Origin of the sequence: Novosphingobium sp. (assembly GCF_041905565.1) — a bacterium.
GTDB lineage: Bacteria > Pseudomonadota > Alphaproteobacteria > Sphingomonadales > Sphingomonadaceae > Novosphingobium.
On the sequence record NZ_JAYRKX010000006.1, the window covers coordinates 47,745 to 65,720 of the forward strand.

The 17,976-nt window shown below is 66.4% G+C and carries 18 protein-coding genes; 13 read left to right on the forward strand and 5 right to left on the reverse strand.

Translation table 11 applies throughout. The features are described from left to right. Positions 1-70: 70 nt before the first annotated feature. The gene (gene uvrB, locus ACE3N9_RS06645) at positions 71-2,257 is read right to left on the reverse strand and encodes an excinuclease ABC subunit UvrB (protein WP_374282107.1); all 2,187 of its coding nucleotides are present in this window, start codon (positions 2,255-2,257) and stop codon (positions 71-73) included. Between the two features lie 161 nt (positions 2,258-2,418). On the opposite strand from uvrB, the gene ACE3N9_RS06650 reads away from it, so the two are divergent. The 4 genes from ACE3N9_RS06650 to ACE3N9_RS06665 are packed head-to-tail and all read left to right on the forward strand — an operon-like array spanning position 2,419 to position 5,947. After that, positions 2,419-2,997, forward strand: coding sequence for a hypothetical protein (locus ACE3N9_RS06650; protein ID WP_374282109.1), 579 nt, complete (start codon positions 2,419-2,421; stop codon positions 2,995-2,997). Beyond that, positions 2,997-3,590, forward strand: a complete 594-nt coding sequence (locus tag ACE3N9_RS06655; protein ID WP_374282111.1) for a hypothetical protein — start codon at positions 2,997-2,999, stop codon at positions 3,588-3,590. Before ACE3N9_RS06650 ends, ACE3N9_RS06655 begins: the two co-directional genes overlap by 1 nt. Further along, positions 3,590-4,363, forward strand: coding sequence for an SDR family NAD(P)-dependent oxidoreductase (locus tag ACE3N9_RS06660; protein WP_374282113.1), 774 nt, complete (start codon positions 3,590-3,592; stop codon positions 4,361-4,363). The genes ACE3N9_RS06655 and ACE3N9_RS06660 overlap by 1 nt, the downstream gene beginning before the upstream one ends. Before the next feature lie 54 nt (positions 4,364-4,417). Continuing rightward, positions 4,418-5,947, forward strand: coding sequence for a hypothetical protein (locus ACE3N9_RS06665; protein ID WP_374282115.1), 1,530 nt, complete (start codon positions 4,418-4,420; stop codon positions 5,945-5,947). Between the two features lie 303 nt (positions 5,948-6,250). Here ACE3N9_RS06665 and ACE3N9_RS06670 read toward each other — a convergent pair whose 3' ends face one another. Together ACE3N9_RS06670 and ACE3N9_RS06675 are read right to left on the reverse strand one after the other, a co-directional pair. Then, positions 6,251-7,381 (reverse strand): acyl-CoA dehydrogenase family protein, encoded by a 1,131-nt coding sequence (locus tag ACE3N9_RS06670; RefSeq protein WP_374282117.1) that lies wholly within the window; start codon positions 7,379-7,381, stop codon positions 6,251-6,253. Between the two features lie 152 nt (positions 7,382-7,533). Beyond that, entirely contained in the window at positions 7,534-8,730 is a 1,197-nt protein-coding gene (locus ACE3N9_RS06675) for an acyl-CoA dehydrogenase family protein (protein ID WP_374282119.1), read from the reverse strand. Between the two features lie 181 nt (positions 8,731-8,911). On the opposite strand from ACE3N9_RS06675, the gene ACE3N9_RS06680 reads away from it, so the two are divergent. From ACE3N9_RS06680 to ACE3N9_RS06695, 4 genes are all read left to right on the forward strand, one after another. After that, positions 8,912-9,274, forward strand: coding sequence for a PilZ domain-containing protein (locus ACE3N9_RS06680; RefSeq protein WP_374282121.1), 363 nt, complete (start codon positions 8,912-8,914; stop codon positions 9,272-9,274). Positions 9,275-9,344: 70 nt separating this feature from the next. Then, a complete protein-coding gene (locus tag ACE3N9_RS06685) occupies positions 9,345-9,902 on the forward strand; it encodes a DUF3617 domain-containing protein (protein WP_374282123.1) in 558 nt (185 codons plus the stop codon). A 135-nt stretch (positions 9,903-10,037) separates the two neighbouring features. Then, complete coding sequence (locus tag ACE3N9_RS06690; protein ID WP_374282125.1) at positions 10,038-10,289, forward strand: GlsB/YeaQ/YmgE family stress response membrane protein; 252 nt, start codon at positions 10,038-10,040, stop codon at positions 10,287-10,289. Positions 10,290-10,365: 76 nt separating this feature from the next. Further along, positions 10,366-11,148 (forward strand): dimethylarginine dimethylaminohydrolase family protein, encoded by a 783-nt coding sequence (locus ACE3N9_RS06695; protein ID WP_374282126.1) that lies wholly within the window; start codon positions 10,366-10,368, stop codon positions 11,146-11,148. A 4-nt stretch (positions 11,149-11,152) separates the two neighbouring features. Here the strand turns inward: ACE3N9_RS06695 and ACE3N9_RS06700 are convergent, their stop codons facing one another. Next, positions 11,153-11,614: a globin gene (locus ACE3N9_RS06700; RefSeq protein WP_374282128.1), complete on the reverse strand. Its 462-nt coding sequence runs from the start codon at positions 11,612-11,614 to the stop codon at positions 11,153-11,155. Between the two features lie 97 nt (positions 11,615-11,711). Between ACE3N9_RS06700 and ACE3N9_RS06705 the strand changes: the two genes are divergently transcribed. The 4 genes from ACE3N9_RS06705 to ACE3N9_RS06720 all read left to right on the forward strand — a co-directional run bounded on the left by ACE3N9_RS06705 (position 11,712) and on the right by ACE3N9_RS06720 (position 15,792). After that, positions 11,712-13,139, forward strand: coding sequence for a circularly permuted type 2 ATP-grasp protein (locus tag ACE3N9_RS06705; RefSeq protein ID WP_374282130.1), 1,428 nt, complete (start codon positions 11,712-11,714; stop codon positions 13,137-13,139). 5 nt (positions 13,140-13,144) lie between these two features. Further along, positions 13,145-14,092 carry an alpha-E domain-containing protein gene (locus ACE3N9_RS06710; protein ID WP_374282132.1) on the forward strand — a complete coding sequence of 316 codons (948 nt, stop codon included), beginning with the start codon at positions 13,145-13,147 and terminating at the stop codon, positions 14,090-14,092. Further along, the gene (locus ACE3N9_RS06715) at positions 14,092-14,907 is read left to right on the forward strand and encodes a transglutaminase domain-containing protein (protein WP_374282134.1); all 816 of its coding nucleotides are present in this window, start codon (positions 14,092-14,094) and stop codon (positions 14,905-14,907) included. Before ACE3N9_RS06710 ends, ACE3N9_RS06715 begins: the two co-directional genes overlap by 1 nt. Positions 14,908-15,036: 129 nt before the next feature. Next, the gene (locus ACE3N9_RS06720) at positions 15,037-15,792 is read left to right on the forward strand and encodes a peptidase (RefSeq protein WP_374282136.1); all 756 of its coding nucleotides are present in this window, start codon (positions 15,037-15,039) and stop codon (positions 15,790-15,792) included. Between the two features lie 129 nt (positions 15,793-15,921). Here ACE3N9_RS06720 and ACE3N9_RS06725 read toward each other — a convergent pair whose 3' ends face one another. Beyond that, positions 15,922-16,590: an extensin family protein gene (locus ACE3N9_RS06725; RefSeq protein WP_374282138.1), complete on the reverse strand. Its 669-nt coding sequence runs from the start codon at positions 16,588-16,590 to the stop codon at positions 15,922-15,924. Between the two features lie 182 nt (positions 16,591-16,772). Between ACE3N9_RS06725 and ACE3N9_RS06730 the strand changes: the two genes are divergently transcribed. Beyond that, positions 16,773-17,903 (forward strand): phosphoserine transaminase, encoded by a 1,131-nt coding sequence (locus tag ACE3N9_RS06730; protein WP_374282140.1) that lies wholly within the window; start codon positions 16,773-16,775, stop codon positions 17,901-17,903. The last annotated feature ends 73 nt before the right edge of the window (positions 17,904-17,976 follow it).

The window sequence follows — 17,976 nt, forward strand, 5'->3', positions numbered from 1 at the left end:
AGCGCAATTTGCCTTCCCTGAACCAGAATGAACCAGCTGATTGGCACTCGTTGCCGCCGTCAGCCGCGCTTTAGCGCCCCCACTTCTGCTGTTTCTTGCCGAACCGGGTCTTGCGGGTGCCCGGCTTGCCTTCGTTGCTGCGGCCCACCACCGGGGCCTTGCGTTCGCCTTCGGGCAGGCCCAGCTCGTCGGCTTCGAGGCGGCGGATCTCGTCGCGCAGGCGGCCGGCTTCCTCGAATTCCAGGTCGGCAGCGGCGGCGCGCATGCGGCCTTCCAGTTCCTCGATATAGGCGCGCAGGTTGTGGCCGACGAGGTTGTTGCGGGTCTCGTCCTCGATCTCGACCAGCACGCCGTCGCGGCTGGCGGTATCGGCGACGATATCGTGGATATTGCGCTTGATCGTCTGCGGGGTGATCCCGTGCAATTCGTTATAGGCCTGCTGCTTGGCGCGGCGGCGGTCGGTTTCGGCGATGGCGCGTTCCATGGAGCCGGTCATCCGGTCGGCATAAAGGATCACGCGGCCATCGACGTTGCGCGCGGCGCGGCCGATAGTCTGGACCAGGCTGGTTTCGCTGCGCAGAAACCCTTCCTTGTCGGCATCGAGGATGCAGACCAGGCCGCATTCGGGAATGTCCAGCCCTTCGCGCAGCAGGTTGATCCCCACCAGCACGTCATAGACCCCAAGCCGCAGGTCGCGGATCAGCTCGATGCGTTCCAGCGTCTCGACGTCGGAGTGCATGTAGCGCACCCGCAGGCCCGCCTCGTGCATGAATTCGGTCAGGTCCTCGGCCATGCGCTTGGTCAGCGTGGTGACCAGCGTGCGGTAGCCCTGCGCCGCGGTCTTGCGGCATTCCTCGATGCAGTCCTGGACCTGGTCTTCCACCGGGCGGATCAGCACCGGCGGGTCGATCAGGCCGGTCGGGCGGATCACCTGTTCGGCAAACACGCCGCCCGATTGCTCCATTTCCCATGATCCGGGCGTGGCGGACACGGCCACGGTCTGCGGGCGCATCGCGTCCCATTCGTTGAAGCGCAGCGGGCGGTTGTCGATGCAGCTGGGCAGGCGAAAGCCGAATTCGGCCAGCGTGATCTTGCGGCGATGGTCGCCCTTGCTCATCGCGCCGATCTGCGGGACGGTCTGGTGGCTTTCATCGACGAACAGCAGCGCGTTGTCGGGCAGGTATTCGAACAGGGTCGGCGGCGGCTCGCCCGGCAGGCGGCCGGTGAGGAACCGGCTGTAGTTTTCGATCCCGGCGCAGCTGCCGGTCGCCGCGATCATTTCGAGGTCGAAATTGGTGCGCTGTTCCAGCCGCTGGTGTTCCAGCAGCTTGCCCTCGGCCTCCAGCTCCTTGAGCCGCTCGGCGAGTTCAAAGCGGATCGCCTCGGTCGCCTGCTTCATCGTCGGGCCCGGCGTGACATAGTGCGAATTGGCATAGACCCGCACCTTGTCGAGCCGCCCGCCAGCCTTGCCGGTAAGGGGGTCGAACTCTGAAATCTCCTCGATCTCGTCGCCGAAAAAGCTGATCCGCCAGGCCGTGTCTTCGAGGTGGCTGGGGAACAGTTCCAGGTTGTCGCCGCGCACCCGGAACGTACCGCGCTGGAACGCGGCGTCGTTGCGCTTGTATTGCAGCGCCACCAGCTTGCGGATGATCTCGCGCTGGTCGTGGCTGTCGCCGCGCTTGAGGTCGAAGATCATCGCCGAATAGGTTTCGACCGAGCCGATGCCGTAAAGGCACGAGACCGAGGCGACGATGATCACGTCATCGCGTTCCAGCAGCGCGCGGGTGGCCGAATGGCGCATCCGGTCGATCGCCTCGTTTACGCTCGATTCCTTCTCGATGTAGGTATCGGTGCGCGGCACATAGGCTTCGGGCTGGTAGTAGTCGTAGTACGAGACGAAATATTCCACCGCGTTGTCGGGGAAGAAGCTTTTCATCTCGCCATACAGCTGCGCGGCCAGGATCTTGTTCGGCGCCAGGATCAGCGCCGGGCGCTGGGTCGCCTCGATCACCTGGGCCATGGTGAAGGTCTTGCCGCTGCCGGTCACCCCCAGCAGCACCTGGGTCTTGTCCCCGGCCTGCACCCCGGCGACCAGTTCGGCAATCGCGGTCGGCTGGTCGCCCGCCGGCTGATAGTCCGACACGATCCGGAACGCCTTGCCCGCCTCGCTCTTTTCCGGGCGCGCGGGCTTGTGGGGCACGAAGCTGCCCGAAGTGTCGGGCTCGTCCAGCCCTCGGCGGATGATCAGTTCGGCCATTGGCGCCTATGTGGCCGTTCTTGGCCTGTTCTGCAATGGGCTGTGCAGCGCCGGTCAGCGGGCGTTTGTGCCAAATTCACCATGCGGCCAGCGCCCTGGCGCTCTGGACGCGGCGCGCGTTTCGGGCAATGATCGACCCTGTCGACAGGGGAGACAGCACGATGCGAGCACTGCGCGGGGCGGGGACAGTGATGGCCTTGGCCGCGACACTGGCCAGCCAGGCGGCCTGGGCCGAAAATGCCATCTACGAAGGGGATTGCGCCCGCGCCCAGGTGGTCAAGGATGAAAACACCATCGACAAGCTGATGTCCTATTCCAGGTACAAGGGCGTGGCGGTTGGCCGTTTCGGCTCGGCCGATGAAGCGGCCTGTCAAACCGAAACGGTGATGATGCGCGCGCTCACCCTGGTTTCGCGTTCAACCACCGAGGCGGTCTTCAGCTACAAGCGCACCGACCTGGACTTTGGCACGGTGTCGGGCACCTGCCGCAGCGTGAAGATTCGCAACGATACGACCAGCGGAACGGTGCGCTTCTCGACCAGGTTGCAGACCGTCAATGGGCGCTGCGAAGTCTATGTCTGGTCGGAATGGACCGAAACGGACAGCAATGATCCCAACTGGCGCGGCGCCTTTTCGACCAGGGTCATCATGCTGAGTGGCGGCAGTTTCACGGTTGCGCAGGGCGCGCCAGCGGGCTCGGGCAAGTTCTTTTCGCCGATCGGTTACACAGGGGTGTTGTAATGAAAGATGCCGTGACAAGGCCGCTGCGGACGTTTGCCGCAATGGCGGGGATGGCCGCCATGCTGACCAGCCAGGCAGCCTGGGCCGACAATGCCATCTATGAAGGCGATTGCACCCGGGCGCAGGTGGTGAAGGATGAAAACACCATCGACAAGCTGATGCGCTATTCGACCTACAAGGGGTCGCAGATCCTGCGCTTTGGCAGCAGCAACGAAGCTGCGTGCGATTCGGACCGGGTCATTGTCCAGGTGCTCAAGCTGGTGTCGCGTTCGAGCGTCGAGGCGGTCTACAGTTTCCGGCGCACCGACATCATGCTCGGCAATGCGCCGGGGGCCTGCCGGGCGGCCAGCCTGAACCGGGATTCCATCTCGGGCACGGTGCGCTTTTCCACCAAGATGCAGCCGGTGAACGGGCGGTGCGAGGTCTATGTCTGGTCGGACTGGCAATCGACCGATACTGCCGCGCCCGACTGGAAGGGGCATTTCGCCAACCGGATCATCCTGCTCAACAACGGGTCGTTCACCGTTGCCCAGGGCGCGGCGCCCAGCGCGGGCAAGTTCTTTTCGCCGATCGGCTATGCGGGAGTGTTGTGATGAGCGGAGCGCTTAGCCGGTCGGTCAAGGGTCTGACGGTGCTGGTCACCGGCGCGGCCAGCGGGATGGGCCGCGCCACGGCCGAGGTGTTTGCGGCGGAAGGAGCGAATGTCGCCCTGACCGACCTGTCGGCCGATGCGGTCGAGGCGATTGCCGCCGAATTGACCGCCAAGGGGCACAGCGCGCGGGGCTGGGCGCTGGACGTATCCGATGCAGCGGCGATCCGCCGGGTGACGGACGAGGTTGCGGCGCACTTTGGCGGGCTCGACGCGCTGGTCAACAATGCCGGGATCAGCGCCTTCTGCCCGCTGGACGCCGATGAATACGACGCGGTGTGGGACCGCGCGCTGGTGGTGCTGCTGACCGCGCACCAGCGGCTGGTGCGCGCCGCGCTGCCGCATCTGCGCAAGTCCAGTGCCCCGCGTATCGTCAACATCGCCAGCACCGAAGCGCTGGGCGCGACCAACCGCGACAGTCCCTATTGCGCGGCCAAGGCCGGCGTCACTGGGCTGACCCGCGCCCTGGCGGTGGAACTGGGCAAGGAAGGGATCACGGTCAACTGCATCTGCCCGGGACCGATCCTGACCGGGATGACCGAAAAGGTCAGCGAAGCGGACAAGCAGGTCTTTGCCCAGCGCCGCACCGCGCTGCGCCGCTATGGCACCCCGCACGAGGTGGCGCACGTCACGCTCAGCCTGTGCCTGCCGGCGTCCAGCTTCATCACCGGGGCGGTCATTCCGGTCGATGGCGGGCTGATGGCGCGCAACGCCTGATCGTCCGCAGGGAAGGGGCTTGCGGGGCGCGGCGGTGCGGCTAAGTTGATGCCCATGCTTGCAAAAATCGCGCTTCCCGCTTTGGCCCTGCTGGCCGCGACACCTGCCCAGGCCGATTGGCACGAAGCGTCGAGCGATCACTTCGTGGTCTATGCCGATGCCCCGGCGCAGGACCTGACCCGCTTTGCTGCCAATTTGGAACGCTATCACGCAGCGCTGGCACTGGTCACGGGCCAGGCCAACAGCGTGCCCAGCCCGTCGAACCGGGTGACAGTCTATGTCGTGGGCAGCCCGGCGCAGGTTCGCAAGTTGTATGGCGACAAGCCGCAGGCGCGCTTTATCGGCGGCTTCTATGTTCCGCGCGCCGGGCGGACCATGGCGATCGTGCCCGACATCTCGACCGCGAAAAGCACCGATGCCGACCGCACCCTGCAAACGCTGCTGCACGAATACGCGCACCATTTCCTGATTTCGACCAGCAACTTCCCGATCCCGCTGTGGGCGAACGAGGGGGCGGCGGAGTTCTTTTCCTCGGCCGGGTTCGAAAAGGATGGCCAGGTGACCATCGGCCGGCCCAATCCCGGCCGGCTGAACCAGCTCGCGAAGATGCAGGCGTTGCCGGTGGATCAACTGGTCGATCCGGGCACGCGCTCGCTCGGCGATACGCCGTTCTATGCGCAAAGCTGGCTGCTCTATCACTACCTGGTGATGGGCGGGCCGCGCAAAGGGCAGCTGACGCGCTATTACGACGCGCTGGTCAAGGGGCAGCAGCCGGTCCAGGCGGCGCGCGGCACCTTTGGCGATCTGGCTGCGCTGGGCAAGGAACTGGGCGCCTATGCGCGGCGGCCGAAATTCACCACCATCGTGATCAAGGGCGAGGCGCTGACCACCGGGCGGCCAGCACTGCGGGCCCTGCCTGCGGGCGAGGCGGCGGCCATGCCGCTGCGGATCCGCCAGCACCGCGGGCTGGGCAAGGACGAGCTGGCCGCAGCGGCGACCGAGGCGCGCACGCTGGCCACCCGCTATCCCCAGGACGCCGCCGTGCAGACCGTGCTGGCCGAGGCGGAGTTTGACGCCGGCAGCGATGCGGCGGCGATCGCGGCGGCCGATGCGGCGCTGGCGCTCGACCGGCGGCAGGTCAACGCCTGGGTGCAGAAGGGCTATGCCCAGTTCCGCCTGGCCGGCAAAAGCGGCGCGGCCCAGGATTTCAAGGCGGCGCGCGCCACCTTTGTCGAGCTGAACCACCTGGAGAACGATCACCCGCTGCCGCTGGTCTATTACTTCCGCTCGTTCGTCGCCCAGCGCCAGGCGCCGAGCGCGCTGGCTGTGCAGGGGCTGGAACGCGCCGCCGCGCTGGCGCCTTATGACCTGGTGCTGCGGATGAACCTGGCGGGCCAGCAACTGCGCGAAGGCCGTCTGGCCGAGGCGCGCTACAACCTGATGCCGGTGGCCTATGCCCCGCATTCCGGACGAATGGGCGCCGCCGCCCGGGCGATCCTGGCAAAAATGGACAGCGACCCCAATTTCCGCGGCATCGGCGGCCCGGCCGTGCCCAGCATCGACGAGCGCCCGCCCGAGGACTAGCGGGCAGGAGAGCCAGGGACGGCGGACCGGCAGGTGTGCGCGCTACTCTCCCCCCCTTTCCCGTCACCCCGGGCTTGACCCGGGGGCCAGCTTCTTTTCCTGCCCGCGCAAGGAAAAGCTGGGCCCCGGGTCAAGCCCGGGGCGACGGTGGAGTTGGGGTGGCGGCGGCAGGGGGGCGGGCAGCGGATCGTGACTGTGTCCGCGCCGCCCAGCCGTCGCGCAGGCCGCATACAGCAACGGCGGCGACCTGAGTGGGTCGCCGCCGTGCCGTGGGGCCCTGCCCCAGAGGCTGATTACCGCCGATCAGGCCGGCAGCGTCAGCGCCTCATAGCGGGCGAGGTGGTGATCGGCGCTGCCGAACTGGCTTTCGATCATGGTCGCACGCTTGAAGTAGTGGCCGATCGCCAGTTCCATCGTGATGCCGATCCCGCCGTGGGTCTGCACCGCGCTTTGCCCGACGAACTTGATCGAGCGGGCGACCTTGGCCTTGGCCAGGCTGACCGCGGCCTTGCGCTCATCCGCCGGCAGGCCGAGGCGCAGGGTGCCCATCAGGGTCATCGACTGGATCTGTTCGGCTTCGACCAGCATGTCGGCCATGCGGTGCTGCAGGGCCTGGAACTTGCCGATCGGCTGGCCGAACTGCTTGCGCTGCTTGGTATATTCAACCGTGCCTTCGAGCAGCTTGCGCGCCACGCCCGCGCCTTCGGCACACAGCGCAACGCTGGCTTCGTCAGCCAGCTGTTCGATCAGTTCGATCCCGCCCGGCAGCAGGGCATCGCCCGGCACCGAGACGTTTTCGAAATAGACTTCCGAAGCGCGGAAGCCATCGACGGTGGGATAGTCGCGGCGGGTGATCCCGGCGGCCTTGGCATCGACCAGGAACAGTTCCACCCCGGCGCGTTCGGCGCGCGATCCGCCGGTGCGGGCGGTGATCAGCAGGTGCGTGGCCCAGGGCGCGGCATAGACCACCGCCTTGTGGCCGTTCAGCACATAGCCGCTAGCATCGCCCTTCGCCGTGGTGGCGATATTGGCGAGGTCATAGCGGCCCTGCGGTTCGGCATAGGCGAAGGCAAACACCGCATCGCCCGAGATGATCTGCGGGATATAGGCATCGGCATGGGCGCCGCCCACGGCCTTCAGCGCGCCGCCGCCGATCACCACGGTCTGCAACCAGGGTTCGATCGCGATGACCTTGCCCAGTTCTTCCATCATGATCATGTTTTCGATTCCGCCGCCGCCCAGGCCGCCGTGTTCCTCGGCAAAGGCCGCGCCGGTCAGCCCCAGTTCGGATGACAGCGCGCGCCAGATGCCGGGATCGCGCCCTTCGGGGCTGGCCAGCATCTTCTTGCGGGTTTCGAAATCATAAGTGTCCGCCAGGAACCGCGCGAGAGTGTCGCGCAGCATGTCCTGCGTTTCGGTGTAGCTCAGATCCATTGGTTGTGTCCTCTCGGGTGGCGCTGCGGGCGCCTCAGGCAATTCCATCGTCATTGCGAGGGCCGTACGGCCCGCGGCAATCCAGGGCGGCCTGAGCGGCCCTGGATTGCTTCGCTACGCTCGCAATGACGAAGTGATGGGTGACATATCCGTCAGAGGCCCAGCACCATCTTGGCGATGATGTTGCGCTGGATCTCGTTCGAACCGCCGTAGATCGTGGTCTTGCGCGTGTTGAAATAGCTGGGCGCGGCGCGGTTGGCCCAGCCGCCGGGGCCGATCGGGTGTTCGTTGTCGCCTTCGCCGAAACCGCGGAAATAGGGCGCGCCATAGTGGCCGGCCATTTCCAGGGTCAGTTCGGTCAGGCGCTGCTGGATTTCCGAACCCTTGATCTTGAGCACCGAGCTTTCCGGCCCCGGACCCTTGCCCGCGGCTTCACCCGCCAGCGTGCGCAACTCGGTGAATTCGAGCGCGGTCAGGTCCATTTCCAGTTCGGCCACCTTGCGGCGGAAGAACGGGTTGGCGAGTAGCGACTTTTCGCCGTCCAGCTCGGTCGCGGCGATTTCGCGGATGCGTTCGATCCCGCGCTTGCTGGCGGCAACGCCGGCAATGCCGACGCGTTCGTGGGCGAGCAGGAACTTGGCGCAGGTCCAGCCCTTGTTTTCCTCGAACACGCGGTTTTCAACCGGCACGCGCACGTTGTCGAGGAACACCTCGTTGACTTCGTGTTCACCGCCGAGCGTGATGATCGGGCGCACTTCGATGCCCGGCGTCTTCATGTCGACCAGGATGAAGCTGATCCCTTCCTGCGCCTTGGCATCGGGATCGGTGCGGCACAGGAAGAAGCCCCAGTCGGCGTGCTGGGCCATGGTGGTCCAGGTCTTCTGGCCGTTGATGACGTAATGATCGCCTTCGCGCACCGCGCGGGTGCGCAGGTTGGCCAGGTCGGACCCGGCGCCGGGTTCCGAATAGCCCTGGCACCACCAATCCTCGCCCGACAGGATGCGGGGCAGGAACTTGGCCTTCTGTTCGGGCGTGCCGAAGGTGTAGATCACCGGGCCGACCATGGTCAGGCCGAAGGGCATCAGGCGGATGCAGTCAGCCCGGGCGGTTTCTTCCGACCAGATGAAGCGCTGCGTCACGGTCCAGCCGGTGCCGCCGTATTCCACGGGCCAGGCCGGGGCGACCCAGCCCTTCTTGTGCAGCACCTTGTGCCAGGAGAGGAAGTCCTCCTTGCTCAGCTCATCCCCTTCGTCCTGCTTGCCGCGCAGTTCCTTGGGGTAGTTTTCGGCGATGAAGGTGCGCACTTCGTCACGAAATGCCAGATCCTCCGGGCTGAAATCGAGGTCCATTCACATCACTCCCAATTTACGGATTGAAGCCAGACTGGCGCAGAAATCCGCGCGTTTCAAGGCGCGCGTTGCAGGTTGGGACGCATTTTTGCGGGACTTAAACATGGGCCCCCTGCTGCCGTTATCGGACTGGGGCGGGGCTGCCGTTACGGCAAGCTGGCCCGTGGGGAAGGAGCTTGTCATGGAATGCGATAATGTCCGCGCCTTGCGCCGGTCGAACCGCCTGCAACTGATCCTGCCGGCGCGCTGCCGGTCGCGCTCGGGATTTGCCGATGAGGTGGTGATTTCCGACCTGTCGGAGCACGGCTGCCGAATCGACAGCCTGGGCCTGATCCTGCACGTGGGCGACCTGGTGGTGGTGCGCCCCGCCGGGATCGAGGGGCTGACCGGCGTGATCCGCTGGATCAAGGGTCATTCCGCCGGGATCGAATTCGACCGGCCGCTCTATCCCCCGGTGGTCGAGCATCTGCACCGCCGCCACGAGCGCTTCCTGACGCCGGAATATCTGGCCAACCTGCCGGGCAAGCTGCGCCTGGCGGCCTGATTCGCCTGTTGTGGCGCGGCGGCCGGGTTGTTAGCCTGCGGTTCGGTTTCGCTATCCGGAAAGGCCCGCCATGCGCCGCACTGTCATCCTGCCGCTTGCCCTTGCCGCGCTGACGCTGGGCGGCTGTGGCCCGCAAGACGACCAGCCCGAAGCGGGCCAGGCCAATCAAGCGGCGCAGGCCGCCCAGGCGGCGGACGGCAGCATCGCCGAGCATCCGCAGCCCGGCCAGTACCGCGCAACCATGCGGATGATCGACGTGTCGTTCCCCGGCATGCCCGCGCAGGTTGCGGCGCAGATGAAGACCATGTTCGGCGCGGAAGGGCACAGCAGCGAATATTGCCTGACCCCGGAAAAGGCCAAGGCCGGCTACCAGGAGTTTACCCGCCACGCCGCCGAGGGGGACTGCCGCTATGACAGCTTCAAGGCCGAGGGCGGGCAGCTCGACGCGCGGATGACCTGCCAGACCGCCAGGGGCATGACCACCAAGGCGGTGGTTGCGGGCAGTTTCTCGCCCACCGGATCGAAGCTGAAGATGACCGGCGACACCAGCGGCGCCGACCTGCCCGGCGGCGGCATGCACGTCGAGGCGGAGGTCACCACCGAGCGGATCGGCGACTGCAAGGCATAGACCGCGCCCCGCGCGGCCATGCTGCGCAGTAAAGCCTTGACTTGTGTGCGGAAAAGGAGTGCCCTTGAGCCTGCCTAAGGCCGGACTGAACCGGCTGCGGAGCGCTGCCTTCGGGCAAGGTGAAGGGGAAAGCACATGCAATATGTCAGCATGGCCGCGGTTGGCCTGGTGGTGGGGATCCTGGCCCGCTTCTTCTATCCCGGCAAGGTCGAGCTGGGCCTGATCATGAGCGCGGTGCTGGGCGTGGCCGGGGCGTTCCTGGCCGGCTTCATCGGCAACCTGCTCAGCAAGCAGTCGGGCGGTCCGCTGCGTCCGGCCGGGTTCGTCTATTCGATCCTGGGCGCGATGCTGGTGATCTTCCTGGCCCGGCAATTCGGCCTGGCCTGACCTGCCGCATAGGGGCGGCGCGCCCCGGCGCGCCGCCCGCTGGCCAAACGGGCCGCGCCTCTGCCATAACGCCGGGATGCGAATCTTCGATTTCACCGATGCGATCGTGCGCCGTCCCGGCGCCAGTGTGGTCAAGGGCCTGCGCGCGGGCGACGGGCAGGACCCTAGCCTGGACGGCGTGCTGGCTGAACATGCCGGCTATGTCGCGGCGCTGCGCGCGGCGGGGCTGGCGGTGCAGGAACTGGACCCGCTTGAGCAATTTCCCGACGCGATCTTCGTCGAGGATCCGGCGCTGGTGTTCGGCAACGGCGCGATCCTGCTGCGCCCCGGCGCGCCCAGCCGCGAGGCCGAGGGCGAGTACCTGCGCGAAGTGCTGGCAGAGCGCTTTCCGCTGCTGCTGGAACAGCGCGATGGCCATGCCGATGGCGGCGACGTGCTGGTCATGCCGGACCGCGCCTATATCGGCCTGTCGGCGCGCACCGATGCGCAGGGAGCGGCTGTTCTGCAGGGGCTGATGGCGCAGCTCGGAATCAAGGCCGTGGTCGCCGCAACCCCGCCCGAAGTGCTGCACCTCAAGACCGCGAGCAGCCTGGTTGACGAGGAGACCGTGCTGGCCACCGCGCCGCTGGCCGCCAGCGGGATCTATGCCAATTACCGCGTGCTCGAAGTCCCGGCGGGCGATGAAGGCGGCGCGAACGTACTGCGGGTGCGCGATCACCTGCTGGTCGGCGCGGGCTATCCCCGGCTGATCGACCTGCTGGACGGTTACGGCGCGAAGGTGGTGGCGCTGCCCAATGCGGAGATCGCCAAGATCGACGCTGGCTTCACCTGCATGTCGCTGCGCTGGCGGGCGGCCTGATCGGTCAATACCACCGGGTGATGATGGCCATCATCCGGTCGGCCTGGGCGCGCCAGGCGTGCTGGCAATCGGCGGTCCAGGCCGGGCCGGCCGCATCGGCCAGCACATCAAGGAACAGGTCGAGCGCCTGAGCATAGCGGTCCAGCGGAATATCGCCGTGATCGTGGTGGGTGCGCACCTGGTTGCGCAGCATCAGTTCGACCCATTCCTCGCCGCTGGCGAGCGCCAGCAGGGTGTCCATGATCTCGTTGACCATCGCCCCGTGGGACGATCCGGGATTGTGGAACATCGCCCGGTCCTGGGGATGCGCGCCATAGAACCGCGCGAAGAAGCGCGGCACCAGATCGACATCGGCCGCCGCCACCGCTTCGAGCGAGGCGAGCATCAACTCGTGGGCAGATTGGGTCGTCTGTTCCATTTCGTGATCGTGGCCGACCGCGCGCGACCATGCCTTGATCCGCGTCAAGCGGGGGCTTCGATTAGTCATTTCGCACTTGCAGCATTTTCGCGCTTGACTCTGTTCCGTCACACGGCAGTCATAGGCGGCGAAGGGGACGCATGGCATGACTCACTCGCCCTCGTCGTTCGACGAGATGCTCACCGCAGATGGCACGGTCCGTGCCGCCTACGCCGGTTACCGCGAGTGGTATGACGAACAGGATCCCGCCTTGCTGCGGCGCAAGGGGGCAGAAGCGGAAGGCTTCTTTCGCCGCACCGGGATCACGTTCAACGTCTATGGCGACGATGCCGGGGAAGAACGGCTGATCCCGTTCGACATGGTCCCCCGGATCGTTACCGCCGGCGAATGGCGCAAGCTGTCGCGCGGGATCGAACAGCGGGTGCGCGCGCTCAACGCCTTTCTGCACGACATCTACCACCGCCAGGAAATCGTCCGCGCCGGACGCCTGCCGCAGCGGCTGATCGCGCAGAACGAGGCGTTCCTGCCGCAGATGATGGGCTATGTCCCGCCGGGCGGGGTCTATACCCACATCGTCGGGATCGACCTGGTGCGCACCGGACCGGACGAATTCATGGTGCTGGAAGACAACGCCCGCACCCCCAGCGGCGTGTCCTACATGCTGGAAAACCGGGAAACCATGATGGCGATGTTCCCGGAACTGTTCACGAAAGTGAACGTGCGCCCGGTCCAGGACTATCCCCGCCGCCTCGCGAAAAGCCTGGCCGCCTGCGCCCCCAGTTGCGCGGGTGACCGCCCGGTGGTCGCGGTGCTGACGCCGGGGATCTACAATTCGGCCTATTTCGAACACGCCTTCCTGGCCGACCAGATGGGCGCCGAACTGGTCGAAGGCAGCGACCTGCGCGTGGTCGATGGCCGGGTCGCGATGCGCACCACGCGCGGCTATACCCCGATTGATGTGCTCTACCGCCGGGTCGACGATGAATTCCTTGACCCGCTGACGTTCAACCCGGATTCGGTGCTGGGCGTGCCGGGGATCATGGACATCTACCGCGCCGGGCGGATCACCATTGCCAACGCGCCCGGCACCGGTATTGCCGATGACAAGGCGATCTACAGCTTCATGCCGGAAATCGTCGAATTCTATACCGGCGAAAAGCCGCTGCTGGCCAATGTCCCGACCTGGCGGTGCAGCGAACCGGACAGCCTGGCCTATGTCCTCGACAACCTGGCGGAGCTGGTGGTCAAGGAAGTCCACGGCTCGGGCGGCTATGGCATGCTGATCGGCCCGACCAGCAGCAAGAAGGAGATCGAGGCTTTCGCCGCCAAGCTGCGCGCCAAGCCCGACAATTACATCGCCCAGCCCACCCTGGCGCTGTCGACCGTGCCGATCCTGACCAAGGCTGGGCTGGCGCCGCGCCACGTTGACCTTCGGCCTTTCGTGCTGGTCAGCCCGCAGGGGATCGACATCACGCCGGGCGGGCTGACCCGCGTGGCGCTGAAGAAAGGCTCGCTGGTGGTCAATTCGTCGCAGGGCGGCGGGACCAAGGACTCTTTGGTGCTGGAGGACTGATGGCCATGCTCGGACGAACCGCCAATGGCGTCTTCTGGATGGCGCGCTACCTTGAACGGGCGGAAAACACCGCGCGGCTGCTCGAGGCGGGCTTCCGCATGGCGCTGACCCGCGATCTGGCCGCCAGCCAGGACGAATGGCGCTCGGTCATCACCACGGTCGGGGCGACCCAGGCTTACGAGGCGGTCCACGGCGCCGACTATGCCGGGGACAAGGTGTGGAACTTCCTGCTGCGCGACAAGGCCAACCCCGGTTCGGTCCTGGCGATGATCGAAGGGGCGCGTACCAACGCCCGCGCGGTCCGCACCGCGCTGACCCGCGAAGTGTGGGAAGCGGTCAACGAAAGCTGGATGGCGCTGAAGGACGCGCTGGCCCGCCCGGTGCGCGAAGCCGTGCTGGGCGATGTCCTGGCCGCGATCCGCCGCCAGATGACGCTGGTGCGCGGGGCGATGGACGGCACCATGCTGCGCAACGAGATCCACAACTTCACCCGCATCGGCACTTTCATCGAACGGGCGGACAACACCGCGCGCATCCTGGACGTGAAGTATTACGTGTTGCTGCCCTCGGTCGCCTGGGTGGGGTCAAGCCTGGACAACGTGCAGTGGGAAAGCGTGCTGCGCTCGCTCGCGGGGGAACGCAGCTACCGCTGGCTCAACGCCGGCAAGATGGACCCGCGCGGGATCGCGCAGTTCCTGATCCTGGACCAGCGCTTTCCGCGCAGCCTGGCGTTCTGCATCGACAAGTTGCGCAGCAACCTGTTCGGGCTGGCGCACGAATACGGCCACGAAACCGGCGCGCACGAATTGCTGCGGGGCCTGGGCACGCGGTTCCACCAAAGCAGCATCGAAACCATCCTGGACGGCGGGCTGCACGAATTCATCACCGAATTCATCGCCTGCAACCAACAGGTCGCGCAGGCGATCGAACAGGACTACAGGTTCTACGCCTGATGAGACTGCGCGTTGAACACACCACGCACTATGCGTTTGACCAGCCGGTGGCACATGGGCTGCAACGCCTGCGCCTGACGCCCAAGGACACGCAGGGCCAGCGCGTGCTGGAATGGACCATGCGCTTCGAAGGCGCCGTGGCCGAAGCCGAATACGACGATCACAACCACAACCACACCACGCTGGTGTCCGTGCTGCCCGGCGTGCGCGAAGTGACGGTGCATTGCGCCGGGCTGGTCGTCACGGCCGACAATGCCGGGGTGATCGGCAACCATGCGGGATACATGCCGCGCTGGGCGTTCCTGGCCCAATCGCCGCTGACCCGCCCGGGGCCGAAAGTGCGGGCGATCATGGCCCAGCTTGATGCGCCAAAGGACGATGTGCTGGCGCAAATGCACCGCCTGTCGGCGCTGGTGCTGGCCAGCGTGGCCTATGCGCCGGGCGAAACCCACGTCCACACCGGGGCCGAGGAAGCCGCCGCGCTGGGGCTGGGGGTGTGCCAGGACCACGCCCACATCTTCATCGGCGCGGCCCGCGCGCTGGGGGTGCCGGCGCGCTATGTCAGCGGCTACCTGATGATGGACGACCGCGTGGAACAGGAAGCCAGCCACGCCTGGGCCGAAGCCCATGTCGAAGGGCTGGGCTGGGTCGGGTTCGACGTATCGAACGGGATCAGCCCCGACGAACGCTATGTCCGCGTCGCCACGGGGCGCGACTACCGCGAGGCCGCGCCGGTCACCGGCATGAGCTGGGGCGCGGGCGAAAGCCGCCTGGCCGTGCGGCTGGCGGTTGAACAGCAAGTGCAGGAGCAGTGAGCGATTGACAGTGCCCCCTTCGCTTCGTCATTGCGAGCGCAGCGAAGCGATCCAGGGCGGTGCGTGCGACCCTGGATTGCCGCGGGGCCTTGCCCCTCGCAATGACGAAATTTCAAAGGCCAGCCTGCTTTGACTTATTGCGTTGGAATGATGCTCGACAAGGGGCTGGTGTTGATGAGCGACACCCGCACCAATTCGGGCGTCGACAACATTTCCGTGTTCCGCAAGATGCACCACTGGGCGGTGCCGGGCGAACGGATGATCGCGCTGATGACGGCGGGGAACCTGGCCACTACCCAGGCGGTGATCAGCCAGCTGGAGGAACGCAACAAGGCACCGGCGGAACGGCACAACTCCGTGCTGGAAGCTCCGACCATGTTCCAGGTCGCGACCGAGGTGGGCAAGCTGCTGCGCGACACCATCGCCCGCAGCGATGCCGAAAACGGCGAAAGCGCGGGCAGCGGCACGTTCACCGCCTCGATCATCGTCGCCGGCCAGATCAAGGGGATGGAGCCGCGCCTGTTCCTGATCTACCCCGAAGGCAATTTCATCGAGGCGAGCTTCGACACCCCGTTCTTCCAGATCGGCGAGACCAAGTATGGCCGCCCGATCATCCTGCGCGGCTACAGCCGCGACATGAGCTTCGAGGACGCGGTCAAGCTGCTGATGGTCAGCTTCGATTCGACGATCAAGGCCAACCTCTCGGTCGGGCTGCCGCTCGACCTGCTGGTGATCGAGCGTGACCGCTTCGAACCCGCGCACCAGCGCCGGATCGGGGCGGACAATCCCTATTTCCGGGCAATTTCGGCAGGGTGGAGCGAGGCGCTGAAACTGGCCTTCGAAAGCCTGCCGGATTACAGCTTCTACCAGCCCAAGGACGGCTAGCGCCGCCGTATCATTAGCACGTCATCCCGGGCTTGACCCGGGATCCAGCTGTTCTTCTCGCCAGAAAAGCTGGACCCCGGGTCAAGCCCGGGGTGACGCCGCAAGTGGGGCAAGCGCCGGCGCGATGGCCTAGCGGCAGAACGCGCTGCCGCTCAATTCCAGGTGGAGGTGATCGCGGTGCGCGGCGTTATAGGCCGGGCCCAGCACCGTGCCGAAGCGCTTGCAGGCGCTGCCCTGGATCGTGGTCAGGAACTGGCGCACGCGCGGGCTTTCGCTGTGCCAGTCGCCCGAAATGGTGATCCGGCGGCCATCGGCCAGGACAAAGCCCGATACGTCGATCGCATTGGCGGTGGCGTGGGCGCTGCGGCGTTCGCTGCCGGCCACGTTGCGGCAGTTGTAGCTGCCCATGGTTTCGATCCGCACCAGCGCGCTGCCCAGGATCTGCTGCGCCGCGCGGTCCACCCCGAAACGCGCCCAGCCGGCAAAGCTTTCCGCCAGCGGGCAAGTGACCGGGCCAAGGTTGGTCAGGGCGAGCAGCGCGCTGTCGCTGCGCAGCGCGGCGATTCGCACCGCGTTCACCGCGCTGCATCCCGCGCCGTAATACTGGTCGGGCAGGGGGGTGAAACTGGCCCGGCTGGCCCCCAGGTTGGCCAGGCAGGCGCGATTTTCCGGCCGCGCGGCCATGGTTATCGCTGCCGGGCGGGCGGCGGCCTGATGCCGCGGCGCCTGCGCCTGCGGCACCGCCCCGCAAGCGGCGGTCAGGGCCAGCAAGGGCAGCAGGATCAAGCCTTTGCGCATGGGCCTATTATCCGCCCGCTTGGTTAAGCAGGGAAGGCCCAGTATGGTTAACGGCGGCGTAACCACGCTGCGCGCCGGGTGAAGCGCGGCGGTTGTGCTTGACTTCCGGCAGGGCGCCACTACTTGCCGCTCCGGGCCACGCGGTCCCAACGCCGCGCGTGCTCTCTGCAAGGAGAGACTACATGTCTGCTACGATTCCGGCTCGCAAGCCTGCGCGCCCGTTCTTTTCCTCGGGTCCGTGCGCCAAGCCGCCGGGCTACTCCATTGACAAGCTGGCCACCGAATCGCTCGGTCGTTCGCACCGTGCGAAGATCGGCAAGGCGCGCCTGCAGTACTGCATCGACCTGATGCGCGAAGTGCTCGGCCTGCCCGATACGCACCGCATCGGCATCGTCCCCGGTTCGGATACCGGCGCGTTCGAAATGGCGATGTGGACCATGCTGGGCGCGCGCGGCGTGTCGATGCTGGCCTGGGAAAGCTTCGGCGAAGGCTGGGTGACGGACGCGGTCAAGCAGCTCAAGCTCGAACCCAAGCTGCACCGCGCCGACTATGGCCAGCTGCCCGACCTGTCGAAGGTCGATTTCAGCGACGACGTGCTGTTCACCTGGAACGGCACCACCAGCGGCGTGCGCGTGCCGGACGGCGAATGGATTCCCGCGGACCGCGAAGGGCTGACCTTTGCCGACGCGACCAGCGCCGTGTTCGCCTATGACATTCCGTGGGACAAGATCGACGTTGCCACCTTCTCCTGGCAGAAGGTGCTGGGCGGCGAAGGCGGCCACGGCGTCCTGATCCTGGGGCCCCGCGCGGTTCAGCGGCTGGAGGAATATACCCCCGCCTGGCCGCTGCCCAAGGTGTTCCGCCTGGTCTCGAAGGGCAAGCTCGCCGAAGGCGTGTTCAAGGGCGAAACCATCAACACCCCGTCGATGCTGGCGGTGGAAGACGCGATCTTCGCGCTGGAATGGGCCAAGGGCCTCGGCGGCCTGGAAGGGCTGAAGGCCCGCTGCACCGCCAATGCCGACGCGCTGGACAAGATCGTCGCCGACCGCGACTGGCTGAGCCACCTGGCGGTCGACAAGGGCATTCGCTCGAAGACCTCGGTCTGCCTGTCGGTCGAAGGCGCGGACGCGGACTTCATCAAGAAGATGACCGGCCTGCTCGAAAAGGAAGGCGCGGCCTATGACATCGCCGGCTACCGCGATGCCCCTGCGGGCCTGCGCGTGTGGTGCGGTGCGACGGTCGATGCCGCCGACATCGAAGACCTCGGCCCCTGGCTCGACTGGGCCTACGCCCAGACCAAGGCCGCTCAGTAATCTGGCGTCACCCCGGGCTTGACCCGGGGTCCCGCTTTCCCCTTTTCCCCGCGCAGACAAGCGGGACCCCGGA

What these genes read in the sequence shown, in the direction of transcription:
- uvrB (WP_374282107.1), bottom strand. Translation starts at nt 2,257, where the DNA reads ATGGCCGAACTGATCATCCGCCGAGGGCTGGACGAGCCCGACACTTCG.
- ACE3N9_RS06650 (WP_374282109.1), top strand. Translation starts at nt 2,419, where the DNA reads ATGCGAGCACTGCGCGGGGCGGGGACAGTGATGGCCTTGGCCGCGACA.
- ACE3N9_RS06655 (WP_374282111.1), top strand. Translation starts at nt 2,997, where the DNA reads ATGAAAGATGCCGTGACAAGGCCGCTGCGGACGTTTGCCGCAATGGCG.
- ACE3N9_RS06660 (WP_374282113.1), top strand. Translation starts at nt 3,590, where the DNA reads ATGAGCGGAGCGCTTAGCCGGTCGGTCAAGGGTCTGACGGTGCTGGTC.
- ACE3N9_RS06665 (WP_374282115.1), top strand. Translation starts at nt 4,418, where the DNA reads ATGCTTGCAAAAATCGCGCTTCCCGCTTTGGCCCTGCTGGCCGCGACA.
- ACE3N9_RS06670 (WP_374282117.1), bottom strand. Translation starts at nt 7,381, where the DNA reads ATGGATCTGAGCTACACCGAAACGCAGGACATGCTGCGCGACACTCTC.
- ACE3N9_RS06675 (WP_374282119.1), bottom strand. Translation starts at nt 8,730, where the DNA reads ATGGACCTCGATTTCAGCCCGGAGGATCTGGCATTTCGTGACGAAGTG.
- ACE3N9_RS06680 (WP_374282121.1), top strand. Translation starts at nt 8,912, where the DNA reads ATGGAATGCGATAATGTCCGCGCCTTGCGCCGGTCGAACCGCCTGCAA.
- ACE3N9_RS06685 (WP_374282123.1), top strand. Translation starts at nt 9,345, where the DNA reads ATGCGCCGCACTGTCATCCTGCCGCTTGCCCTTGCCGCGCTGACGCTG.
- ACE3N9_RS06690 (WP_374282125.1), top strand. Translation starts at nt 10,038, where the DNA reads ATGCAATATGTCAGCATGGCCGCGGTTGGCCTGGTGGTGGGGATCCTG.
- ACE3N9_RS06695 (WP_374282126.1), top strand. Translation starts at nt 10,366, where the DNA reads ATGCGAATCTTCGATTTCACCGATGCGATCGTGCGCCGTCCCGGCGCC.
- ACE3N9_RS06705 (WP_374282130.1), top strand. Translation starts at nt 11,712, where the DNA reads ATGACTCACTCGCCCTCGTCGTTCGACGAGATGCTCACCGCAGATGGC.
- ACE3N9_RS06710 (WP_374282132.1), top strand. Translation starts at nt 13,145, where the DNA reads ATGCTCGGACGAACCGCCAATGGCGTCTTCTGGATGGCGCGCTACCTT.
- ACE3N9_RS06715 (WP_374282134.1), top strand. Translation starts at nt 14,092, where the DNA reads ATGAGACTGCGCGTTGAACACACCACGCACTATGCGTTTGACCAGCCG.
- ACE3N9_RS06725 (WP_374282138.1), bottom strand. Translation starts at nt 16,590, where the DNA reads ATGCGCAAAGGCTTGATCCTGCTGCCCTTGCTGGCCCTGACCGCCGCT.
- ACE3N9_RS06730 (WP_374282140.1), top strand. Translation starts at nt 16,773, where the DNA reads ATGTCTGCTACGATTCCGGCTCGCAAGCCTGCGCGCCCGTTCTTTTCC.